Source organism: Bacteroides pyogenes DSM 20611 = JCM 6294, from assembly GCF_000428105.1.
In the GTDB taxonomy this organism is placed as follows: Bacteria; Bacteroidota; Bacteroidia; order Bacteroidales; family Bacteroidaceae; genus Bacteroides; species Bacteroides pyogenes.
In genome coordinates, this window is the sequence record NZ_ATZH01000026.1 from 1 (window position 1) to 23,453 (window position 23,453).

Here is a 23,453-nt window from a genome sequence, read left to right on the forward strand (position 1 = left end):
TTTTTTTCTTTTTTCTCATGTCATAACCTTTTTCAGGTGGTTATAGCGCGAGGGTTCCACCTCTTCCCATTCCGAACAGAGCCGTTAAGCCTCGCCGCGCCGATGGTACTGCGTCACAGTGGGAGAGTAGGTCGCCGCCTTTTTTTTCTTGTATTCCCCTCTTTTCCCCTCAGAAGGAAGAGAGGGGAATCTTGTTTTTACCCACCCTTCACCTGCCGGTCACTGTATACATGCTGTTTAGGATATGGTAGATAATTAGGAATCACAGCACGAAATTAGTCTCGTCGTAGTGCTCATACAAGGTTGCCGAGATTACATTAAAGCTCTTGAAGCCGCTTGATCCACTTGTTCATGCCGGCGCGCAAGAGACATCCTTGCCACATCTTTGTGTGAGTTCTTAGAGAATATCATACGTAAGGAGTGGGTAAGTGAATAAGCTTTCTTCAGCTCAGGATACTGCTCAAAGAGCAGTTCTGCTCTCCATTTTTGGCTAGGTGTCCATTTGTCAACCGATTTAAAATGAAGGTATCGACTACGGGCTATAAGTTGCTTGGAGGTATCACCATTTGGCAGTATTTTGGCAATGTATCTTAGTCCTGACAACTTAGCCTCTTCACGAACATCAGTATCTGCTTGTATCGCCTCCCGACGATGGGCGATGCGCATCTCTTGTAGGGCATCACAAGCATATGAAAGCGGTCGATGGTGCGAAGCGCCCAAGGAAAACGCCCCCGGGCAATAGCCGGCATAATTGGACATATCCAAGGTGATTTCCTTGGCCATCTGTCTTTTTTCGCGATCTATACGCCTTAATACCTCACAAATGGTGTCGGCTTTCACACCCTTGATAATAATGGCGATGATTGTTCCCTTTTCCCTCTAGATGCACGATTGGTAACCAATGTATAGAGTTCTCCATTGCTAGGAGCTGTTTCATTTATACAGATACTCACCCATATTCTCCGGGAAAATCAACCAATCCTCTGCGTGCGGAAGTTTAGGTAGTCACTCAAGATCTCTTTATCCTGTTTTTCAAAACTATCGCCATTGATGTGGTGGTATAGGTCAAGCGAACGGGAGGTCGTGGGGATCCTCTTCATACAATCCTTCTAAAAAAGTCGCAAACTCTTTCGAGTAGCGGGTTCCCTCTGCTTTGAGGTCGTAACTCTCTGAAAAGTAACGATCGCTACTTTCTCATATCAACGACGCCGGCGGACAATTAAGTCTACGCCTTTATTGCGAATCGGGAAATCACGAATCACAACAGCTTCGCGAAAAACTTTAGACTCTAAGTCCGAATTCTTCTTATAGCTATCCATGAGCATCTCATCAAGATAGATTCGAATTAAAGAGTTATCCTCTTCAATGCGGACTTCCTTAAATTTTAACAAAATATCCGATGGAAGAAGTAATTGAGCTAATGATAAAAGACCTTGATATAGATATACCATTCTTCTTGTACAGACTAACTAAATTATACGCATGGTCCACATGAGTTTACTGGTGAGCCTTAAAGAGAAGTGAACACAATAACAGAAAGGGGCTTTCCGAACAAAAGCCCCTTTCTGAGTATCTATAACATCGCAATCTGTTAAATTAGAAAAATTATATTTTAATTTTTAATTTTCCAGTTTTGAGAAGTTCCAAAAGTCCCTTGATCTACGGCTATTGTTCCGTTAAAATCTATCAATCCGTTGCAAGCATCAATGCTTCCGGAACCCACGACATACAAATTAGTGTATTTACCAAAAGTAGGGTATAATACTTGCTTAGGAACTGTTACAGTATATGATACAGGATCTACAATGATGCGTAAATTAGCATCTTCAAAAAATCCTTGCACTTCCAATTCTGTATCTGAGATTTTGACACCTACAGCATTATAGGTAGCACCACCATAAAATACACTGTTATCAGTAATTGTCAAATCACCTACAAAATCATCTAAATTCAACGCACATACTACGGGGTATGTAACCGAAGATGAATATCCCCTATCTTCTACTTGCCAACCTAAAAATGCTTTGTTATTATAACCGGTATATTTATTCCATCCGGGTATAATATCACCATTTTTTAAAACAACGTTAGCAGTAATTGTTACTTTTTCTCCCGCCGTGCGAGTATCCAAACCAAACTTCTTATAAATGTCGTTGATATCAAGAGCTATCTCAGTCGGAAACTCTTTTATATTGTCAACTACCACTTTAGAAGAAACCTTGCCGTCCAAGCCAGTAAATACACACAATAATTGAGCGTAATCCATCATAGAGTAGTCACCTTGTTGCTTAGGGATTAACAATTTCACCTTACAGTTGGTTTCTCCATTTCCGGATTCTAAAACTCCATCCGAATTTGCGGCACGGGTAATATCAATAACCACTCCTCTTTTAACGTCCTCTAATGGATAAGGGAGATCTCGGTCGCAACTGATATTCAGTAATGACACCAAGCCTAAAAATAGCAAAAGCTTTATATATTTCATACTATCCTTTTTTTATAATTAAACAAATTATTTATCCCAAAATAGAATCTTTGCACTTAAGTCTCTGCCAACATTTGTAACGTTTGCCCCATTACGAGTCACTTCCGTATTAGGATACCACATTGCACGAGGATATGCATTGATTCCTTTCAATGGGATATTTACAGGGCCGGGCTCAGGTTCCTTGTTGTTTTTAAAAGGAGATTGAGCAAACTGGGTTTCTTGGGGCAACAAAGTCGGATATCCCGTACGACGTATATCGCTATAAGCTTCTATGGGGTTAAAAAAGTTTGCAATCCATTTTTGTGTCATCACAATACGAAGCTTCTCTAAATCTGTACTTGCAGCATCATATTTAGCTAATATTTTAGTTACAAATTCGGTGATTTTTTCATTAGTTATTACAGGAGCAGTCTCATCCGAAGCTTTTGTTACAGCATTGACATGTGCAATAGAAAGACGGATTCCCTCTTCTAGTTTTGCCTTTGCATCTCCATCAACTTCTTTCGCTAAATATAATTCAGCCAATAAGAAAGGCACAGAATAAGCTTGCAACATTTTCTCGGGAGCAATGCCGTTACCTACTGCTTCACTGCATTTTCCACCTTCTCCATCATCATATTTTCCCCCACACGGATATATACCGATAAATGTCGAGGTCACACGTTGGTCATTGGCAGCTGCGGCTCCCGCTGAAGCAAAGAAAATAGAAACAAATGCGCCATCACGATAGTCTGTATTATTCTGCGCAGTAGCATCATTTTTAATTTGATTCACCCAGTAATATGGGATACGAGGATCTACTATACCGACAAACGGATTATTTTTCACATTCAAGTCCATTCCTTTCATTGTCTCATACAACCATGGACTGATATAATAAGTGCTCTGTCCTCCAAGATACTCATCAACGTATGCGGGATGACGTTCATCCGGATTGTCTTGTTTGGTATGTTTTAATTCCAAATCTTCTCCGCTTTTCATGAAGTTATTTTCAGCCAACAATTGTGTCAATTGCTGGTTCCATCCTTCTATTTGGTCTTTCGCTTTACGCGACTGTACCAGTAATTTTAACTTGAGCGTATTCGCCATTCGGATCCACTTGTTTTTATCTCCTTTATAAAACAAGTCATCGGCTCCTGGTTTCAATAAATTACCTGCTTCAGTGTTATTCAAATCGGCTACACCTGCATCAATTAAGCTTAAAAGCGATTTATAAATATCTTGACTTTTATCTACAGCAGGCGCATAATTTTCCGGCACGTTGTATTCCGAATATGGAATATCTCCCCAAAGATCTACCAACTGCGCGAAAGTATATGCTTTAAGCAACTTTCCAACACCTGCATAAATTAGATTTCCACCTGCCTCTGCAGCTGTAATCATAGCATCTACATTTTTTAAACCATAGACATAGGCTTGCCCCCACGTATTTGTCAGAGTAGAATAAGTAGGCGTTATACTAAAATTATCAACTTCACGAGAAGTAAGATGAAATACATAAGATTGCAGACTACTCCCAATATAATACCCTGGAGAAAAAGAATATCCAATTTCTCGTTCCGCACCGGTAAGTAGCTTTTTAAGTTCGGCAGAAGTCGGAAGATTAGGGTCATCATTTATATCCAGATAGCTGTCGCAACTTAATAATACTAACAAACATACCGGAATTAGATAAAAATATTTTTTCAGTCTCATAATGTTCTTGTTTTAGAATGTTAATTTGAGGTTAAAGCCATAACGTCTCGTATTAGGAGCCGTTGTAAAGTCAATTCCCTGTACGTTTCCACCACCGTAAGTATTTAATGTAGGGTCATAATTAGTGTGTTTAGGTACATTCGGAGCATAGAACCATAGATTACGCGCAACAAACGAGATGCTGGCCGAACCAATAAATGTTTTCGCTAATAATGATTTTGGTAATTGATAGCCTAATACCACTTCACGAAGCCGGATAGTAGTTGCGTCATACACGGCCGCCTCGTCTACGCCATTAACAGCAAAGGTAGATACGCCACTGCTGGGAGTGAACCACAAATCTGATTCAGTCAATTGTACGGTATTCCGGATTTTATTGCCATTTTCATCAAGAAGCGGTTTCTTCGTAGCAGGGTCTCCTAAATATCCGGGTAGAATACGCGTTCCATAACGATCTTCCGTATCTTTCGTAACACCTCTTCCTAAAACATCTGTCAAGAAACTGGACCATACGCATCCACCAACCTGAGCATCAAGCATAAATGACAATGAAAAACCTTTATAAGTAAAAGTATTATTCAGACTCGCTTTGTACTTCGGTGCCGGATTACCTATATAACCATTTTCATTATCGATCAAATAAGCTCCTGAAGCAGGGTCAACCAATAAGTTACCTTCTTCATCCCGGGCATACTTCTCTCCGACCAACATACCATAAGGTTGTCCCACGTCTAAAACAGCCCCGGGAGTTGTAAAACCGGTACTCAAAGACACACGGGTAACGTCTTTAGCCAATTCTTTTACTTCACTCCGGTTTAATGTATAAGTAGCATACATATCCCATTTGAAATCATTATTCATTATGGGAATAATGCCTAAACCTACTTCTATACCCTTATTGTTCATTTTACCGAAATTAGTATAATACCTGTTATAGCCGGTAGATTCAGGAAGACTCAATGGAGCGATTTGATTGGTTGAATTACGCGTATATAAAGTCAGGTCTAAATTGACACGGCTGTTCAAAAATTGTAATTCAGTTCCGACTTCCCATTCTGATGTGAACTCAGGTTCCAATTTCGGGTCAAAAGTATAACTCGGCACTTCCAATATCGGTTGTCCCATATATGGTTTCTCTAATAAGAAAGCTCCATTTTTATAATATGCAGAAGCATCGCGACCTACTTTTGCCCAGCTCAAACGAATTTTTCCGAATTTAATAATATCTTCGTTGATATGGAAAGCATCTGTAAAGACAAAAGAAGCGCTGACCGAAGGATAGAAGAAACTCCGATTGTCTTTAGGGAGAGTAGACGAGAAGTCATTACGTCCGGTAAATCCCAAAAATGCAAAATTCTTATATCCTAACGTCACATCTCCAAAAATAGCCCACAAACGAGTCCTCGTATAATTATCAGGATCAACAGTCTGGGATTCTGTATTTGTCAGATTATATACTCCCGGAGACATAATATTGAGTCCGACAGTTTTTGTATTCTGACTGGTAAACTGATTAACGTTGTGTCCCAATGTAGCTTTTACATTAAAATCACTGTTCAAGTCTTTATCAAACCGGAATAATAAAGTAGACTCTATTTCTTGGGTATCATAAGTTTCTTTTAGAATCCGGCCTTTTCCTCCTAAAGCTCTGGACCCAAGATTCAGCACCTCCATACGATCCATTTTATAATCATTAATACCCACTCTATAATCTACAGAAAGCCAACTTGTAATATCATATCCCACATTAAAGTTTGCGACAGTACGATCCATTTGCGTCCGAATTTTATTATATCTCCATGACCATAACGGGTTATCCGCCTGATCCCCAACAAAGAAAAGAGATTTGTGATCGGGAGTTTCATAAGGGAAAGACATATCCCAGTTACGACCCAAAATCAAAGCACGCGCAAAGGAAGAAGCGCCAATAGCAGAAGACTGATTATTACCAAACATAGGACCATTTTGCTTATTACGCGAATAAGAAACATTACCGCCAACCCGAATTCCATTGGACAACTGTTGGGTTCCTCCTACACTAATTGAATAGCGCCCAAAATCAGCAAATGGAATATAACTGTCTTGCTGCATACGAGAAATAGTAGCTGTAAAATTACCCGTTTCTGAGTATTTATTAATATTAAGAGATAAATCATAGATGCCTCCTGTTTCAAACAAATCTTTTACATTGTTTTTAAAAGCTTTGTAAGGAACCATCTCCGGCATATCAGGATATGCTTTCCCATATATATTAGCAGCATACATACGCAAAGGTACCTCCGTAACATCGGTAAAAGCAGCTCCCCATGAGCCATTACTACCACCAGGTATAAAGTTACTTCCCGTACCGAAAGAGTTTTGATAGTCGGGCAAAGAAGCAATCTTTTCAAATGTATATGACGCATTCAAGCTGACTTCCAGACCTTTACCAATAACTTTATTCGATTTCGATCCTGTTTTCGTTGTAATAAGAACAACTCCATTAGCCGCTCGAGAGCCATAAAGAGCTGCGGCAGCGGCCCCCTTCAAAACGTTCATCGATTCAATATCATTAGGATCCAGTGTTGAAAGTGCACTACCATAAGCGCCACCAGCATTTGTAGCCTGATTAGAAGATGCAATTTCCGAGTTACTATATGGAACACCATCTACTACATAAAGAGGTTCATTTCCTCCTAAGAATGAAGAGTTACCACGAATGGTAATACGAGTGGCAGAGCCTGCCATGCCCGAAGGAGCACTGATATTCACACCGGGGATTTTACCTTCCAAAGAACGAAGCATATCCGGTTCCGCTTTTTGGAGAGCCTCTTCAGCTTTCACTTTAGAAACTGCATATCCTAAGGAACGTTCTGCACGCCTAATACCTGCAGCTGTAACAACTATTTCATCAAGTACTTTGGCGTCAGATTTTAGGACAATCCTTACGCTCGGTCTAATTGCCACTTCCTGTGTTTGCATGCCAATGTACGAAACCTGCAAAGTCTTTGCGGAACTTGGTACATTGGGCAAAGTGAAATTACCATTCATATCAGTAATCGTACCTTGAGATGTACCTTTTACTAATACGGAGGCACCAACAACTGGCTGCCCATCTTCTTCGGAAATCACAACACCTGTGACTTTCAGTGTTTGGGCAGTTACCAGGCCTATACCTACAAAAAGGCAAGCCAACAACAGCATTAATTTTCTTTTCATAAATTCTCTCTTAAAGTTAAACCTTACATTAATTGTTTCTTTACTCTAACAAAATGCAAATATATTAATAAAAATGAAACGAACAATTTTTTTAATAAAAAAAGGTTGATATTGTAGCAAAATGATATATTTAAACAAGATTATATGTTTTACAGCACGTTTATTGTTTGTAAATGAAATCATCTACCAGACATTATGTGACATTATGAATAATCAAAAAGAATAATTTATCTTCAAATAAGAAGATTTATGGCTGTAAAAAAGGCTTATATTTATTCGTATTGATATTACAATAGGTATTAGTGATAAAAAAGTGCATTTAAAGTAAATGCTTGTAAAAAATAAAGAATTCTATTCTTTTATCAGCATAGGTACAATTCAGATTAAGATTACTTTAGGCATAGTATTGAGGAATTTCAAAGTTTACATAAAAAGGTTCTTCAATTCTCATAATAATTGACTAAAGAAATTAAGAAGCACTTCTTAACTCTTATCTGATGAGTTTTCAGCTGCGGTTTAAAAGCAGTAAATTATTTTATGCTAAGAATTATCCGTCTGCCGATTGAGTTTTATTCGTCTGGCAAATGGGAGACGAATAAAACTCAATCGGCAGACGGATAAAACATAAATGACAGACGAAGTAGTTTTTATAAGAAGACAAATAAAATGCTAAAGGATATCCATAGGATACAGGATTGAATTAAAACAATAAAGAGGATTAAAATTAAAGCTAATGGAAAAAATCAGTTATAAGTTAGTTTTCAACAGAAAGAAAAAGTTTAATGATCAAGGGAGGGCATTGGTACAAGTAGAGGCTTATTTAAATAAAAAAAAGATGTATTTTTCAACTAGAATATATCTCAAACCTGAACAATGGGATACAAAAAGGCGTATGGTGAAAAAACATCCTAATGCAGATGGATTGAATAGAATGTTATATGATTATGTAGCACAAATAGAAAAGGTAGAGTTAGAGTTATGGCAACAGGGGCAAAAAATCAGTTTGCATTCGCTAAAACATTTATTAGCTATACCGCAAGAAACCAGAAAGTCTTTCCTTGCATTCTATAGGCAAGAAGTGGAGAATTCTTCATTAAAAGCATCCACTCAAAGGAATCACCTTACTACATATAATATACTGAAGAAGTATAGGGGAAATATTTCATTTGCAGACATTACATTCGATTTCTTGATTTCCTTTGACCACTATTTGCGAACAGAAAAATATCATATTAATACAATAGCCAAGCATATGAAACATTTGAAACGATACGTTAATGTAGCTATTAATAAAGGATATATGGATGTGCAGAGTTATGCTTTCAGGCAATATAAAATAAAAACGATAGAGGGGCATCATACGCATTTGTCTCCAGAGGAACTAGCACAGTTGGAAAAATGTTTTCTGGAAGGGAAATATACCCGATTGAGAAAAACCAAAGATGCCTTTCTGTTCTGCTGTTATGCCGGGCTAAGATATTCCGACTTTGTCAATCTTAAACAAGAAAATTTAGTAGAGCTATATGGAGACACTTGGTTAATTTTTCAGTCTGTAAAAACCAAAGTAGAAATCAGAATACCTTTGTATCTTTTATTCGAAGGAAAAGCTTTGAATATTTTAAAATATTACCAACACGATCTGAATGGTTTTTTCAGATTACGTGATAATTCAAATATTAATAAAGAATTACTTCTGCTATCCAAATTGGCAGGAATAAAAAAAAGAATTTCTTTTCACACGGCCCGGCATACAAATGCCACCTTGTTAATATATAGTGGAGCAAATATTACAACTGTACAGAAACTTCTAGGACATAAAAGTATGAAGACAACACAAATATATGCCGATATTATGGATATAACACTCATTAAAGATCTGGAAAGAGTGACATATTGATCCAAGTCTCTGTACCAAGTTCCGCAAAGACTTTGCAGGTTTCGTACATTGGTATGCAGACACAGGAAGTGGGGATTAAAGCGAATTTGAAAATCATCTTGAAATCTGCTGCTCAACAGATTGATGAGGTGATGGTAGTGGCTTATGGAACAGCAAAGAAGTCTTCTTTTACAGGTTCGGCAGCGACTGTTAAAGCAGACAAAATAGAACAACGTCAAGTCTCCAATATAACTGGAGCTATGTCCGGTATAGTAGCTGGCGTGCAGGTGACCAGTAGCAACTCCGGGGGGCAGCCGGGAGTTGCGTCTAAATTGCGTATTCGCGGTGTAGGCTCAATGGCTGCTGGTAATGAGCCGTTGTATGTTATTGACGGGGTTCCTTTCGATGGAGATTTGTCTACTCTTAATCCTTCAGATATTGAGTCGACGACAGTGTTGAAAGATGCCGCCTCCAATGCTTTATATGGTGCTCGTGGTGCAAACGGTGTTGTCTTGTTAACTACTAAAAAGGGAAAAATAGGAGATGCAGTTATTACTTTAGATGCAAAATGGGGAACTAATTCAAGAGCAGTTCCTAACTACGATGTGCTCAAGAACCCGGCAACGTATTTGGAAAAAGCTTATGAAGCAATTTACAATAGCGTGTTCGGGACAAGTAAATATCCCACAGTGGAAGCTGCCCATAAAAGGGCTAATGCCTTACTTCCGACTAATAGTGGCGGTGGATTGGGATACCAAATATATACTGTTCCGGCCGGAGAGTATCTGATAGGTATGGATGGTAAGTTGAATCCCAAAGCGACATTGGGATATTCGGATGGGACTTACTATTATACGCCGGACGATTGGTATAATGAATTATTTGATAAAGGTAATCTTCGTCAAGAATATAATGTCGCTATTTCTGGGGCTTCTGAAAAAATAAATTATTATATGTCTGCCGGCTATTTGGATGATAGCGGTTTGATTGCAGGATCGGGATTTAAACGCTATTCTACGCGATTAAAGGCTGATTATCAGGCAAAAAAATGGTTGAAGATCGGTGCGAATGTTGCCTATACAAACTATAATATGGAGTATCCGGCAAGTCAGGATAATAAGTCAGGTAATTCTTCTGCCAATTTATTTTATATAGCTAATAATATCGCTCCTATCTATCCGATGTATAGCCGTGATGCGGAAGGTAATATTCGAAAAGACAGCTATGGATTTACTGTATATGATTTTGGTGATCGAACTACCGGGGGGAAATTTAAACGTACATTCATGAGTGGATCTAATCCGGCTGTAATGGTGGAATTAGATAAGCGCAGTTATAAGGCTGATGTGTTAAGTAGCCGATGGTATGCTACTGTAAATTTATACGAAGGGTTAAAGTTTACTTATAACATTGGGCTTGATGTAGATAATACAACTTATAGACGTTTGTACAATGCATATTATGGACAATATGCTCAGGTAGGTGGTATCGTATATGCGGGCTCGAATCGCACATATGGTTTTAACCAGCAACAATTGCTTACTTATTTGAAAGAGTTTGGGAAGCACTCCTTTGATTTCCTTATAGGTCATGAAGCTTATGACTATAAATATAATTATCTTAGAGGAAGTAAGGAGAAATTGTTTAACCCATCGATAATTGAGATTGATAATGCTATTAAAAACCCGTCAATAAATTCATATACTGATAATTATGCGACAGAAGGTTGGTTAAGCCGCATTCAATATGATTATAATGGGAAATACATTTTTAGTGCTTCTTATCGTCGCGATGCCTCTTCGCGATTTTTGAAAGAAAATCGTTGGGGTAATTTCGGTTCCTTGGGAGGGGCTTGGGTGGTAACCAAGGAGGATTTTATGAAAAACCTTACTTGGATAGACTTCTTGAAGTTTAAAATGAGCTATGGAGTTCAGGGTAATGATGCCCTTCTTTTTACAGATAAAGAGACACAGAACTATTATCCCTATATGGACCAATATAAAATCTCTAATAACAATGATAATTTTGCTACATCTTTGGAGTATAAAGGAAACAAAAATATCACATGGGAAACGTCTTACTCTTTCAATACTGGATTTGATTTTACTTTATTTAAGGAGAAACTAAATGGAGGTATAGAATATTTTAATAGAAAGACTACTGATTTGTTGTATTACATGCCTGTAAATCCATCGAATGGGTATGCTTTTTATCCGAAGAATGTGGGCTCAATTTCTAATAGTGGGTTAGAGTTTGATCTGAATTACAATGTTGTAAAAAATAGAGACATAAATTGGAATGTATATATTAATGCTACATTTATTAAAAATAAGATTAACGAACTAGCTCCGGAACTAGAGGGCCAATTAATTGATGGGAGCCGTATCTATAAAGAAGGCAAATCAATGTATCAAATGTATCTTAGGAGATATGCGGGAGTCAGTGAGAAGGGAGAGGCTCTTTACTATATCAAAACTAAAGATGCGGATGGGAAAGAAGTATTAGGCACTACTACCGAATGGAATAAGGCAGACCGTTTTGAAACAGGTGATTTATTATCTGATGTATATGGTGGATTCGGAACTACAATTAATGCTTATGGTTTCGATTTCTCTATTTCTTGTGCTTACCAGTTGGGAGGTAAGATATACGATGGAGCTTATGCCTCATTTATGCATCCGGGAAGTGCGTCTCGTGCCGGTCAAAACTGGCATAAGGACATTTTGAAGTCTTGGTCGGCGGCAAACAGTAAAACAGATATTCCTCGAGTTAACGCATCCGATCAATACACAAATAGTGCTTCCGATCGATTTATTATAAGCTCTAATTACTTGGATATTACGAATATCACATTAGGATATACTTTGCCTATCTCTTTGATTAAAAAAGTCCAAGTGAATAGCTTACGCGTATATTTGGCAGCAGATAATGTGGCTCTCTTTTCCAAACGAAAAGGGCTTGATCCGCGGCAATCCTACACATCGGCCAATGCTTATACATATTCGCCCATGCGTACGATTTCTGGCGGTATAAAAATTACATTTTAGAATCTTGTAATATTTAAATATTTAAGAATATGAATAAGTATAAGAAGTTTATATATATCCTTCCCACAGCTTTTTTAATGTTGGCGGTTTCATGCACAGATCTTGATGCAGTCCCTGAAGGAGGAACTATGACAACGGATCAAAAAGAAAAGGTTCAATCTTCCGATCCGTCTAAATTGGAGGCTGATGTGACAGCACTCTCGGCATTGCTTACAAAGTATGGAGCTATTTATGACTGGGCTGGAAGAATGAATCATTTTGATTTTGGTTTTTCTTCTGTCTGCTTGATGTTAGATACAAGTGGGATGGATATGCCTTCAGAAAATACCGGATATAATTGGTATAATGATGAACTGTTAATGACAGATCGTACTGAGACTGGGCGTGTAACATATTTTATGTGGAATCAGTTTTATAGTCATATAAAAAAGTGTAATGATATTTTGCAAATAGCTCCCTCAAATACAGAAAGTGTGCTATTGAAAAAATATCGTGGACAAGCACTTGCCAATCGTGCATGGGCTTATTTGAATTTGATACAAATTTATCAGTTTACATACAAGGGCCATGAGGAAGCCCCTGGAGTACCTGTTATTACCGAAGATATGACTGTTGAGCAAATCAATAATAATCCGCGTGCATCGGTGAAGAATGTGTATACACGTATCATGGAGGATTTGAATGAGGCCGTTACTTTATTAACTGAAGATCGTTCTGATAAATCACAGGTGAACCTGAATGTAGCATACGGAATTCGTGCACGTGCTAATCTGTTGATGAATAATTGGCAAGCTGCGGCAGAAGATGCGGGAAAGGCTCTTTTGGGATACTCTCCTTACTCAAGAGAAGCAGTAAGCAAACCGACATTCAATGATGCAAGAGATAATGATTCATGGCTATGGGCAAGTATCGTGACTGAAGAAAATGATATTGTTAAATCAGGTATATTGAATTTCCCATCCATGATGTGTTCTTTTACAGGGAATGGGTATTCCCCCGGTTATGCCGCACGCTATATAAACAGTAAATTATATGATCAGATTCCTGAAACAGATGTAAGAAAAGGATGGTGGGCTGAAGCGGAAGAAATAATAGAGAATGGAGAGCTTGTAGGTTATGATTTTACAAAGTCTCGTAATGTAGACTGGACTTGGAAAATTAATGAGGGAGGCCAAGATTATAATATTGCTGAATATTTAGGTTGGAGAGCACCTTATTTGAATGTTAAGTTTGGTCCATATAAGAATATTTATAATAATCCGACTAATGCATGTGATTTCCCATTGATGCGGGCTGAAGAAATGATATTAATTAGGGCTGAAGCCTTTGCACAGCAGGACAAGAATGGAGAGGCAGCAATTGCTCTGAAAGAATTGATGAAAGAACGAGATAAAAGTTGGAATGAGGCAAGTGTGACGGTTGATGATATTTGGCTTCAACGCCGGATTGAACTTTGGGGTGAAGGTTTTTCTTTTTTTGATCTTATGCGTTTGAAGAAACCATTGGACAGAACAGAAGCGAATTATCCTGCAGCTGCTGCTTTCAATCTTCCGGCAGAGTCTCAAATTTTTTTATGGTTGATTCCGGAGGATGAAATTAATCAAAACAAAGGACTTAATAAAGAGGACAATAATCCCATAGCGACTATTCCTAAACCGTAGAAGTTGTTTATTATAAGGACCGTTTAGGAGATCTGAAAGTTTTATGCCAAACTTTTCGATGTTAGATGCCTAATCGTTCTTAATGTTATAAATAGGTAAGGCTGCTTCATTCACTCTGTGAAGTTGATAGCCTTACTTATTTTTTTATAAGTGGAGTATAATATTTGCTCTTCTTATTATTTGAACGCAAATTCAATTAACTTAAGTTTGACTTTTAGATTAGCTTCATGTATATTTGTGGCGATTTGTTATAAGACGATACATGAAAGAATTTATAATATCCGAAGCTAAAGTAGAGAGCGCTGTGCTGGTGGGGCTCATCACCCAGGCACAAGATGAACGTAAGACGAATGAATATCTGGACGAATTGGCTTTCCTTGCCGAAACGGCCGGAGCTGAGGTGGTGAAAAGATTTACGCAAAGGTTGCCGACAGCTAATTCGGTGACTTATGTGGGAAAAGGAAAACTGGATGAGATAAAGCAATATATACTTAACGAGGAGGAAGAGGAGCGGGAAGTAGGGATGGTCATTTTCGATGACGAACTTTCAGCGAAACAAATTCGTAATATTGAAGCTGAACTGAAAGTAAAAATTCTCGATAGGACTTCGCTGATTCTTGATATATTCGCCATGCGCGCACAAACGGCAAATGCCAAAACTCAAGTGGAGTTGGCGCAATATAAATATATGTTGCCGCGCTTGCAGCGTTTATGGACGCACTTGGAACGCCAGAGCGGCGGATCGGGTAGCGGTAGCGGGAAAGGAGGTTCTGTCGGTTTGCGCGGACCGGGTGAAACACAGCTTGAGATGGACCGCCGTATTATCTTAAACCGTATGTCGTTGCTGAAAGAGCGTTTGGTAGAAATAGACAAACAAAAAGCCACGCAACGTAAAAATCGCGGACGGATGATTCGTGTGGCATTGGTAGGCTATACCAATGTAGGCAAATCTACTATGATGAATCTGCTGTCGAAGAGCGAAGTTTTTGCTGAGAATAAGTTGTTTGCTACACTGGATACCACCGTGCGCAAAGTGATTATCGATAACCTTCCTTTCCTATTGTCCGATACGGTAGGCTTTATTCGTAAACTGCCGACTGACTTAGTGGATTCTTTTAAATCTACATTGGATGAGGTGAGGGAGGCCGACCTGCTTGTGCATGTGGTAGATATTTCGCACCCCGGATTTGAGGAGCAAATTGAGATTGTGAATAAAACTTTGGCTGACATCGGAGGTGGCGGAAAGCCTATGATTCTCGTTTTTAACAAGATAGATGCTTATACTTATATAGAAAAAGCTCCTGACGACCTTACCCCCCCGACAAAAGAAAACTTAACACTCGAAGATCTGATGAAGACATGGATGGCTAAAATGGAGGATAGCTGCCTTTTTATTTCCGCCCGTGACAGAATCCATATAGATGAACTGAAAAGTGTTGTTTACAAAAGAGTGAAAGAATTGCACGTTCAGAAATATCCCTATAACGATTTTCTTTATCAGATTTACGACGAGGAAGAGTAATAATTGATAGGTCGCTCATGTGAATGGGAGAACGGCGTATCCATACATTATATATCCGTTATGAAAGATTATCGCAGGTTGACTGAAGATGAAGTTCTTCAGTTAAAGAGTCAATCATGTCTGGCTGATGATTGGGGAAAAGTTTTGGTAGCCAATGGATTCAATGGTGAGTATGTGCATCATACCCGTTTCTCCGGAGAAGTAAAATTAGGCGTATTTGATGCGGATTTTACATTGCCCGGAGGTATTAGGAAACATTCGGGATTACGGCATGTTACGTTGCATAATGTAACGGTGGGAGATAACTGCTGCATTGAGAATATACAAAATTATATTGCCAATTATGAGATTGGCAATGACACGTTTATCGAAAATGTAGATATCATTCTGGTAGACGGAGTAAGCACTTTCGGTAATGGGGTGGAAGTGTCGGTACTCAACGAAACAGGAGGGCGGGAAGTTTTGATCAATGATAAGCTGTCGGCGCATCAGGCATATATTCTAGCGCTTTACCGGCATCGTCCGGAGTTGATTAACCGTATGAAAGCAATTACGGACTATTATTCTAATAAGCATGCTTCGACCGTAGGTAGCATAGGCAACCATGTAATGATTGTAAATGCCGGATCGATAAAAAATGTCCGGATAGGTGATTATTGCCATATTTGCGGAACCAGCCGTCTTTCCAACGGAAGTATCAACAGTAACGTAACAGCTCCCGTGCATTTGGGGCATGGAGTGATTTGTGACGATTTTATTATTTCTTCCGGTTCCGATGTGGACGATGGGACGATGTTAACTCGTTGTTTTGTAGGACAAGCTTGCAAGTTGGGGCATAATTATTCGGCTTCAGATTCTTTATTCTTTAGTAACTGCCAAGGGGAAAACGGTGAGGCGTGCGCTATTTTTGCCGGTCCTTTTACCGTGACACATCATAAGTCCACTTTGCTCATTGCCGGGATGTTCTCCTTTATGAACGCAGGTTCGGGATCAAATCAGAGCAATCATATGTATAAATTGGGCCCTATTCATCAGGGTACAATGGAAAGAGGAGCGAAGACAACTTCTGATTCGTACATTTTGTGGCCGGCACGTGTGGGGGCTTTCTCATTGGTGATGGGACGCCATGTGAATCATGCCGACACTTCTAACCTTCCTTTCTCGTATTTGATTGAACAACAAAATACAACTTATTTGGTTCCCGGAGTGAATTTGAGAAGTGTGGGTACTATCCGCGATGCTCAGAAATGGCCGAAACGGGATAATCGGAAAGATCCGAATTGTTTGGATCACATTAATTATAACCTGCTGAGTCCTTATACAATTCAAAAAATGTTCAAAGGACGCGCTATCCTGAAAGAGTTGAAACGTGTCTCCGGCGAAACATCCGAGATTTATTCTTTTCAGAGCGCCAAAATTAAGAATTCTTCTTTGAATAATGGAATTAGGTTGTACGAAATAGCGATTCATAAGTTTCTCGGAAACTCAATTATTAAACGACTCGAGGGTATTAATTTCCAAAGTAATGAAGAGATTCGCCGACGGTTGAAGCCTGATACGGAAATCGGTACGGGTGAATGGGTGGATATTTCGGGGCTGATAGCTCCTAAAAGTGAAATAGACCGTTTGCTCGATGGCATAGAAAATGGTTCTGTCAACCGCTTGAAGTCGATTAATAGCTCGTTTGCGGAAATGCATGAAAATTATTATACTTATGAATGGACTTGGGCATATCATAAAATACGGGAGTTTTATGGATTGGATCCGGATAAGATAACGGCTGAAGATATAATTGCCATTGTGAAAGCTTGGAAAGAGGCTGTCGTCGGGCTGGACCGAATGGTATACGATGACGCTCGAAAAGAATTCTCTCTTTCTTCCATGACCGGCTTTGGGGCTGATGGAACCCGTGATGAAATGAAGATGGATTTTGAACAGGTACGCGGAGATTTTGAAAGCAACTTATTCGTGAAAGCGGTATTGAAGCACATTGAAGAAAAAACGGCATTGGGCGATGAACTGATTCGGCGGATCTCCGGTATTCCCAACGCATGAAAAAAACGGCTTCTTCTGTTGATGAATCATTCTTAATCATTACCTTTGTGTCACTAACTAACTTTACGTAATAAAAAAAGCTTATGGCAACACCTCCGTTTAAGTATCAACCCATGTTCGAGAAAGGGAAAGATACGACTGAGTACTATCTGCTTACAAAAGACTATGTGTCGGTAAGCGAGTTTGAAGGGAAACCTGTTTTGAAAATTGAGAAAGAAGGCCTTACGGCAATGGCTAATGCCGCTTTCCGCGATGTGTCCTTTATGCTTCGTCGTTCGCACAACGAACAAGTGGCCAAGATCTTGAGTGATCCGGAAGCCAGCGATAATGACAAATACGTTGCGCTGACTTTCTTGCGTAATGCAGAAGTAGCGGCAAAAGGGGTACTTCCTTTCTGTCAGGATACCGGTACTGCCATTATTCACGGAGAAAAAGGGCAGCAGGTATGGACGGGCTATTGTGACGAAGAGGCCCTCTCGCTGGGAGTCTACAAGACTTATACTGAAGAAAACTTGCGTTATTCGCAAAACGCACCGTTGAACATGTATGATGAGGTGAATACGAAGTGTAATTTGCCTGCGCAAATCGACATCGAAGCTACCGAAGGGATGGAGTATGAGTTTCTTTGTGTAACCAAAGGTGGCGGTTCGGCCAATAAAACATACCTGTATCAGGAAACAAAGGCGATCTTGAATCCTGCCACATTGGTACCGTTTTTGGTAGAGAAGATGAAAACGTTAGGGACGGCTGCCTGTCCCCCTTATCATATCGCGTTTGTTATCGGCGGAACGTCGGCCGAGAAGAACTTGCTGACGGTAAAGCTTGCCTCCACTCGTTTCTACGACAATTTGCCGACTACCGGAAATGAGTTCGGACGTGCTTTCCGCGATATCGAACTGGAAAAGCAGGTCTTAGAAGAGGCTCATAGGATCGGGTTGGGTGCCCAATTTGGCGGAAAATATCTGGCGCACGACGTTCGCATTATTCGTTTGCCTCGTCACGGGGCTTCTTGTCCGGTGGGGCTGGGTGTTTCTTGTTCAGCCGACCGGAACGTCAGATGTAAAATCAATAAAGACGGTATTTGGATTGAAAAATTGGATTCCAACCCGGGTAATCTGATTCCGGCCGAGCTCCGCAATGCAGGTGAAGGTGATGCCGTGAAGATCGATCTGAACCGTCCGATGCCGGAAATATTGAAAGAATTGAGTAAATATCCGGTAGCTACCCGTTTATCTTTGAACGGTACTATCATTGTGGGGCGGGATATTGCTCATGCCAAGCTGAAAGAACGTTTGGATCGTGGAGAGGACTTGCCGCAGTACATTAAGGATCATCCCATCTATTATGCCGGTCCGGCTAAAACTCCTTCCGGTATGGCTTGCGGTTCTATGGGGCCCACCACTGCAGGGCGTATGGACTCGTATGTCGGACTTTTCCAAAGCCATGGTGGTAGCTTGATTATGTTGGCAAAAGGCAACCGTAGTCAGCAGGTAACCGACGCTTGCCAGAAATACGGTGGATTTTATCTTGGATCGATTGGAGGCCCGGCTGCTATTCTGGCCCAGAATAATATCAAAAGTATTGAGTGCGTGGAATACCCTGAACTAGGGATGGAGGCTATCTGGAAAATTGAAGTAGAGGACTTTCCGGCGTTTATTCTGGTTGATGACAAAGGAAACGATTTCTTTAAACAGATAAAGCCTTGTTGCTCAAATAAATAGAAGAGTAGGATTATTACGCGGCATTCATTCGCTGATAAAAAATAGTTGTAAACACGAAGGGATATTTGGCATCTTTTGTGCAAGTATCCCTTCATCTCTTTATGCTTATCCGGCTATCGGCATTTTGCGAGAATTTGAAGGTTTAGTAGGCAGCACGGTATTTGCCTTCTTCTTTGTCTTCCAACATACTCAAATAAGAGGTGTAACGAGACTCGCTGATGAGGTGTTGTTCTATTGCTTGCCGCACAGCACATCCCGGTTCGTGTCGGTGGGTGCAATTGCCGTATTTACAGTGAACGGATGCTTTGAATATTTCGGGAAAGTAATGCCCTATTTCCTCTTCTTCCATATCGAATGTTCCGAACCCTTTGATTCCCGGAGTGTCGATAATATATCCCCCCTCGTCTATGGGAAACATTTCGGAGAAAGTAGTGGTATGCATCCCTTTGTTGTGATAGGCGGAGATTTCTCCGGTTTTCAAATTAACTTCAGGAAGTATGGAGTTGATCAGTGTAGATTTACCCACCCCGGAGTGTCCTGAGAAAAGAGTGATTTTACCTGCCAATTCTTTCTTTATGGTCTCAATTCCTTTACCTTCTATAGCCGAGATTTGGAAGCAGGGGTAGCCTATTTGGCTGTATAGATTGATGAGTGCGTCGAGATAATGCAACTCGTCATCGTTATATACATCTATCTTGTTGAATATCAGTTTCACGGGAATCCGGTAAGCTTCGGCGGATGCCAGAAACCGATCGATGAAAGTCGTTGATGTTTCAGGGTAGTTCACCGTTACGATAAGCATGCACTGGTCGAGGTTGGCCGCTAAAATATGAGATTGCTTGGAAAGATTGGAAGATCGCCGGATGATATAGTTTTTACGGTCTTCTATTTCATGAATATAAGCTGTTCCTTCTCGGTTGACTGCAATCCGGACACGATCTCCCACAGCTACAGGATTTGTACTGCGAATTCCTTTCAGGCGAAAGTTTCCTTTGATTTTGCATTCAATGGTCCTTCCGTCATCGGTTTTCACCTGATACCAACTTCCCGTGTTTTTGATTACTAATCCTTTCATGCTTCGGCTAGTTATATATTGTTGTTCGATTATAAGATTTGTAGATACTGTTTCTTCTTTGAACCGTTTTGATAGTTGTCAACCGAGTGAAGTCGGCCGAAGAAGATATGTGCTTAGCAGTGGATACAATATTGATCCCGAAAATGTGTAGTAAAAAAAGTTTTCAACTACTTAGTTCTTGATTGGCTCACCCATGAAGCGAGAATTTTCGTTCAATCTGATACTTCCGAAGAGTTCGGGTGTCTACCGGTTCGTTTAGCTGTGGTTCGATTGTATCTTAGAAAAAAGGAGAGTTAGAAAGAGTGCGGCATTAAAGCGCAGTCAGCTTTTAACTCTCCATTTCTTTTTTCAAGCCTGCTTTTACACAGTCATAATTTCTTTGTCTTTTTCCGCAAGCATATCCTCTATCTGCTTGATATACTTATCATGAATTTTCTGAAGTTTAGCTTCCGCATTTTTTTGCTCGTCTTCCGCCAAACCGTCTTTTACGGCTTTTTTCAGAGAGTCGATGCCGTCGCGGCGGGCGTTCCGGACACTGACTTTTGCCGTTTCGCCCTCTCCTTTGCATTGTTTTGCCAATTGCTTGCGGCGTTCTTCAGTCAAAGGAGGAATACCGATACGGATAATCTCTCCATTGTTTTCGGGCATGATGCCGAGATCAGAGTCGATGATAGCTTTTTCGATCACACGGAACATGCTTTTGTCCCAAGGTTTGATAGCAATGCTACGGGCATCGGGAGTAGTAACGGCTGCTACATTGCTGATGGGTACCATACTTCCGTAAGAGTCTACCCGGATTCCATCCAATAGTCGGGTACTCGCTTTGCCGGCACGGATATGTGCGAGCGCTTCTTCGAGATACATAATGGCCATGTCCATCTTTTCTTGTGCATGGTCAAGGCAAGTTTTTACGTCTACCATATCTTTTTTGATCTTTTAAGTTGCTATTCGATTGAATGATTAGCAAAAGTATATTATTTTTTGCTAATCTGCAACAGCACACTCATCTTTTTTATGATCGTCTTGCCGATGATGATGAGGGTTACGGCAGTTATAATCATCGCAATGCCGATAATTAGTCGGGGGGTAAGTTTCTCTTTAAAGAGGAGCACGCCGAAAAACAAAGCTGTCACGGGTTCCAATGCTCCTAATATGGCAGTCGGTGTAGAACCAATATAATGAACAGCCATTGCCGTGCATACTAATGAGACGGCGGTGGGCAGAATAGCCAGAGCGAATATGTCTCCCCATAGCCATGCAGATGGAATAGCTTGGAGTTCCGTGCAGAAGTTCAAGCGGACAATATATACCGATAAGCCGAAAAGGAGAGCGTAGAACGTAAGTTTGGCTGTCGGCATTTGTTTTAGGGTAGAGCGGTTCACTCCTATGATATATATGGCGTAAGAGAGCGAAGAAAGCAGAACAAAAATGATACCGACAGTGGATAAAGGCTTTTCTCCGTCTCCTTGATACAATAAGCCGATGCCCGACAATGCCAACATGATGGAAAAAACTGTAATGCCTGAAATCTTTTCTTTAAAAAACACTCCCATGATTATCGCTACCATGACCGGGTAAACAAACAATATGGTTGAGGCGATTCCGGCATCCATGTGCTTGTAGCTGATAAATAGGAATAAGGAGGAAAAAGAAAAAAGAAATCCCATGATGAGCAATGGCGGAATGTCGCTCTTTTTAATGGCGAAAGATTGATGTTGGATCTTCATCAAAATTGCCAATACAATGGCGGCTAATAAATAGCGGTAGAATAGCACGCTGTCGACGCTCATGCCGGCTGCGTATAGCGGAAGCGTAAAAAGAGGATTCATGCCGTAGCTGGCTGCGGCGATTGCTCCGTAAATAAAGCCCTTGGTTCTGTTGTTCATTACTTTTTTGACTTGTGAATATAAAAAAGTCCGCAAAGGTAGGTAGTTTATACATGATAAACAAATGTTTAGCTCTTTACGTCGTATTATTTAATATCCTTTTACCCAAAGTCCTTTTTGAGATAATTTGCTATGGGTGCATTTTAAAAAGTGAGAGAATCTTGATAGAACGAAATTCCTTTTTAAAGAAAAAATCCCCTTCTTTTAGTTTTGATTGTGTAAAACAATGTAAGACTAAAGCAAGAGGATTGTTATGTTTCTACAGGTAAATTATAAAAAAAGCTGCCTCATTTTTGTTTTGAGGCAGCTTTTTTATTAGTTGCGGAGGCCTGACTCGAACAGACGACCTTTGGGTTATGAGCCCAACGAGCTACCAACTGCTCCACTCCGCGATGTTTTACGGGTGCAAAGGTACTGCTTATTTTTGAATAAACAAATTATTTCTATATTATTTTCGATAAAACTTTTCTATCTTTCCTTATTTTGTTGAAATATAGGGTGGTACATATTTCTTATTTGGACCCTTAATTCATTGTGGGAGTGTTAAATATTCTGTCTGTTTTCTTGTGTGGTCTAAAGAAAAGAATTACTTTTGCTCAAAATATTTAGCATTGTGCAGTTTATAACCTATGACCGTATCCAAAACAAAAGCCAAATTGGTTGATGTCGCCCGCCAGCTTTTTGCAAAGATGGGGGTCGAAAATACAACGATGAATGACATCGCTCTTGCTTCTAAAAAAGGCAGGAGGACCCTTTACACCTACTTTAAAAGTAAGGATGATATTTATTTGGCCGTTGTGGAATCTGAACTCGACATGCTATCGGATATGATGAAGCGAGTAGCCGGAAAAGATATTTCACCGGATCAAAAGATTCTGGAAATGATATACACTCGATTGGATGCGGTAAAGGAAGTGGTTTATCGCAACGGTACGTTGCGAGCCAATTTTTTTCGTGATATATGGAACGTAGAAAAAGTTCGAAAGAAGTTTGACGCAAAAGAAAAGCTACTTTTTAAGGCTGTTCTTTTAGAAGGGCAAACAAAAGGAGTCTTTCAGATTGATGATATTGAAATGACTGCTGAATTGGTGCATTATTGTGTGAAAGGAATTGAGGTCCCTTATATTCGTGGCCAGATAGGGGCTCATTTAGATGAAGAAACAAGAAAGAAATATGTAGTCAATATTGTATTTGGCGCATTGCATAGGACAAAATTTTAATTAAACTAA

15 protein-coding genes, 1 tRNA gene and 1 rRNA gene are annotated in these 23,453 nt (G+C 39.8%); 8 read left to right on the forward strand and 9 right to left on the reverse strand.

The features are described from left to right. Nucleotides 1-32 precede the first annotated feature (32 nt). Nucleotides 33-143 (forward strand): 5S ribosomal RNA (rrf, locus tag C234_RS0107350). 169 nt (nucleotides 144-312) lie between these two features. On the opposite strand, the gene C234_RS17415 is transcribed toward rrf, so the two are convergent. The 5 genes from C234_RS17415 to C234_RS0107375 form a co-directional block, all read right to left on the reverse strand. Then, the gene (locus C234_RS17415) at nucleotides 313-840 is read right to left on the reverse strand and encodes a transposase (RefSeq protein ID WP_158330266.1); all 528 of its coding nucleotides are present in this window, start codon (nucleotides 838-840) and stop codon (nucleotides 313-315) included. A gap of 359 nt (nucleotides 841-1,199) precedes the next feature. Beyond that, entirely contained in the window at nucleotides 1,200-1,451 is a 252-nt protein-coding gene (locus tag C234_RS16100; RefSeq protein WP_051290195.1) for an ISAon1 family transposase N-terminal region protein, read from the reverse strand. Between the two features lie 161 nt (nucleotides 1,452-1,612). After that, a complete protein-coding gene (locus C234_RS0107365; RefSeq protein ID WP_027325223.1) occupies nucleotides 1,613-2,485 on the reverse strand; it encodes a hypothetical protein in 873 nt (290 codons plus the stop codon). A gap of 27 nt (nucleotides 2,486-2,512) precedes the next feature. Beyond that, nucleotides 2,513-4,183 carry a SusD/RagB family nutrient-binding outer membrane lipoprotein gene (locus tag C234_RS0107370; protein ID WP_027325224.1) on the reverse strand — a complete coding sequence of 557 codons (1,671 nt, stop codon included), beginning with the start codon at nucleotides 4,181-4,183 and terminating at the stop codon, nucleotides 2,513-2,515. A gap of 12 nt (nucleotides 4,184-4,195) precedes the next feature. Next, entirely contained in the window at nucleotides 4,196-7,381 is a 3,186-nt protein-coding gene (locus C234_RS0107375) for a SusC/RagA family TonB-linked outer membrane protein (RefSeq protein ID WP_027325225.1), read from the reverse strand. Nucleotides 7,382-8,114: 733 nt separating this feature from the next. Between C234_RS0107375 and C234_RS0107380 the strand changes: the two genes are divergently transcribed. The 6 genes from C234_RS0107380 to C234_RS0107405 all read left to right on the forward strand — a co-directional run bounded on the left by C234_RS0107380 (nucleotide 8,115) and on the right by C234_RS0107405 (nucleotide 19,263). Then, nucleotides 8,115-9,278 (forward strand): site-specific integrase, encoded by a 1,164-nt coding sequence (locus C234_RS0107380; RefSeq protein WP_027325226.1) that lies wholly within the window; start codon nucleotides 8,115-8,117, stop codon nucleotides 9,276-9,278. Then, nucleotides 9,275-12,304, forward strand: coding sequence for a SusC/RagA family TonB-linked outer membrane protein (locus tag C234_RS0107385; protein WP_282705525.1), 3,030 nt, complete (start codon nucleotides 9,275-9,277; stop codon nucleotides 12,302-12,304). Before C234_RS0107380 ends, C234_RS0107385 begins: the two co-directional genes overlap by 4 nt. Nucleotides 12,305-12,333: 29 nt before the next feature. After that, nucleotides 12,334-13,965: a RagB/SusD family nutrient uptake outer membrane protein gene (locus C234_RS0107390; protein WP_034538249.1), complete on the forward strand. Its 1,632-nt coding sequence runs from the start codon at nucleotides 12,334-12,336 to the stop codon at nucleotides 13,963-13,965. Between the two features lie 262 nt (nucleotides 13,966-14,227). Beyond that, nucleotides 14,228-15,487 carry a GTPase HflX gene (gene hflX / locus C234_RS0107395; RefSeq protein WP_027325229.1) on the forward strand — a complete coding sequence of 420 codons (1,260 nt, stop codon included), beginning with the start codon at nucleotides 14,228-14,230 and terminating at the stop codon, nucleotides 15,485-15,487. 60 nt (nucleotides 15,488-15,547) lie between these two features. Next, entirely contained in the window at nucleotides 15,548-17,542 is a 1,995-nt protein-coding gene (locus C234_RS0107400; RefSeq protein ID WP_027325230.1) for a DUF4954 family protein, read from the forward strand. Nucleotides 17,543-17,625: 83 nt separating this feature from the next. Next, complete coding sequence (locus tag C234_RS0107405; protein WP_027325231.1) at nucleotides 17,626-19,263, forward strand: fumarate hydratase; 1,638 nt, start codon at nucleotides 17,626-17,628, stop codon at nucleotides 19,261-19,263. Between the two features lie 142 nt (nucleotides 19,264-19,405). On the opposite strand, the gene rsgA is transcribed toward C234_RS0107405, so the two are convergent. The 4 genes from rsgA to C234_RS0107425 form a co-directional block, all read right to left on the reverse strand. Next, nucleotides 19,406-20,338: a ribosome small subunit-dependent GTPase A gene (gene rsgA, locus C234_RS0107410; protein ID WP_027325232.1), complete on the reverse strand. Its 933-nt coding sequence runs from the start codon at nucleotides 20,336-20,338 to the stop codon at nucleotides 19,406-19,408. Nucleotides 20,339-20,698: 360 nt separating this feature from the next. Continuing rightward, entirely contained in the window at nucleotides 20,699-21,259 is a 561-nt protein-coding gene (frr, locus tag C234_RS0107415) for a ribosome recycling factor (protein WP_027325233.1), read from the reverse strand. A gap of 53 nt (nucleotides 21,260-21,312) precedes the next feature. Next, a complete protein-coding gene (locus C234_RS0107420; RefSeq protein WP_027325234.1) occupies nucleotides 21,313-22,224 on the reverse strand; it encodes a DMT family transporter in 912 nt (303 codons plus the stop codon). A gap of 319 nt (nucleotides 22,225-22,543) precedes the next feature. Continuing rightward, a tRNA-Met gene (locus tag C234_RS0107425) sits at nucleotides 22,544-22,616 on the reverse strand. Between the two features lie 237 nt (nucleotides 22,617-22,853). On the opposite strand from C234_RS0107425, the gene C234_RS0107430 reads away from it, so the two are divergent. Next, nucleotides 22,854-23,444, forward strand: a complete 591-nt coding sequence (locus C234_RS0107430) for a TetR/AcrR family transcriptional regulator (RefSeq protein ID WP_027325235.1) — start codon at nucleotides 22,854-22,856, stop codon at nucleotides 23,442-23,444. The last annotated feature ends 9 nt before the right edge of the window (nucleotides 23,445-23,453 follow it).

What these genes read in the sequence shown, in the direction of transcription:
- C234_RS0107420 (WP_027325234.1), bottom strand. Translation starts at nt 22,224, where the DNA reads ATGAACAACAGAACCAAGGGCTTTATTTACGGAGCAATCGCCGCAGCC.
- C234_RS0107375 (WP_027325225.1), bottom strand. Translation starts at nt 7,381, where the DNA reads ATGAAAAGAAAATTAATGCTGTTGTTGGCTTGCCTTTTTGTAGGTATA.
- rsgA (WP_027325232.1), bottom strand. Translation starts at nt 20,338, where the DNA reads ATGAAAGGATTAGTAATCAAAAACACGGGAAGTTGGTATCAGGTGAAA.
- C234_RS0107430 (WP_027325235.1), top strand. Translation starts at nt 22,854, where the DNA reads ATGACCGTATCCAAAACAAAAGCCAAATTGGTTGATGTCGCCCGCCAG.
- C234_RS16100 (WP_051290195.1), bottom strand. Translation starts at nt 1,451, where the DNA reads ATGGTATATCTATATCAAGGTCTTTTATCATTAGCTCAATTACTTCTT.
- C234_RS0107400 (WP_027325230.1), top strand. Translation starts at nt 15,548, where the DNA reads ATGAAAGATTATCGCAGGTTGACTGAAGATGAAGTTCTTCAGTTAAAG.
- hflX (WP_027325229.1), top strand. Translation starts at nt 14,228, where the DNA reads ATGAAAGAATTTATAATATCCGAAGCTAAAGTAGAGAGCGCTGTGCTG.
- C234_RS0107380 (WP_027325226.1), top strand. Translation starts at nt 8,115, where the DNA reads ATGGAAAAAATCAGTTATAAGTTAGTTTTCAACAGAAAGAAAAAGTTT.
- frr (WP_027325233.1), bottom strand. Translation starts at nt 21,259, where the DNA reads ATGGTAGACGTAAAAACTTGCCTTGACCATGCACAAGAAAAGATGGAC.
- C234_RS0107390 (WP_034538249.1), top strand. Translation starts at nt 12,334, where the DNA reads ATGAATAAGTATAAGAAGTTTATATATATCCTTCCCACAGCTTTTTTA.
- C234_RS0107365 (WP_027325223.1), bottom strand. Translation starts at nt 2,485, where the DNA reads ATGAAATATATAAAGCTTTTGCTATTTTTAGGCTTGGTGTCATTACTG.
- C234_RS0107370 (WP_027325224.1), bottom strand. Translation starts at nt 4,183, where the DNA reads ATGAGACTGAAAAAATATTTTTATCTAATTCCGGTATGTTTGTTAGTA.
- C234_RS0107405 (WP_027325231.1), top strand. Translation starts at nt 17,626, where the DNA reads ATGGCAACACCTCCGTTTAAGTATCAACCCATGTTCGAGAAAGGGAAA.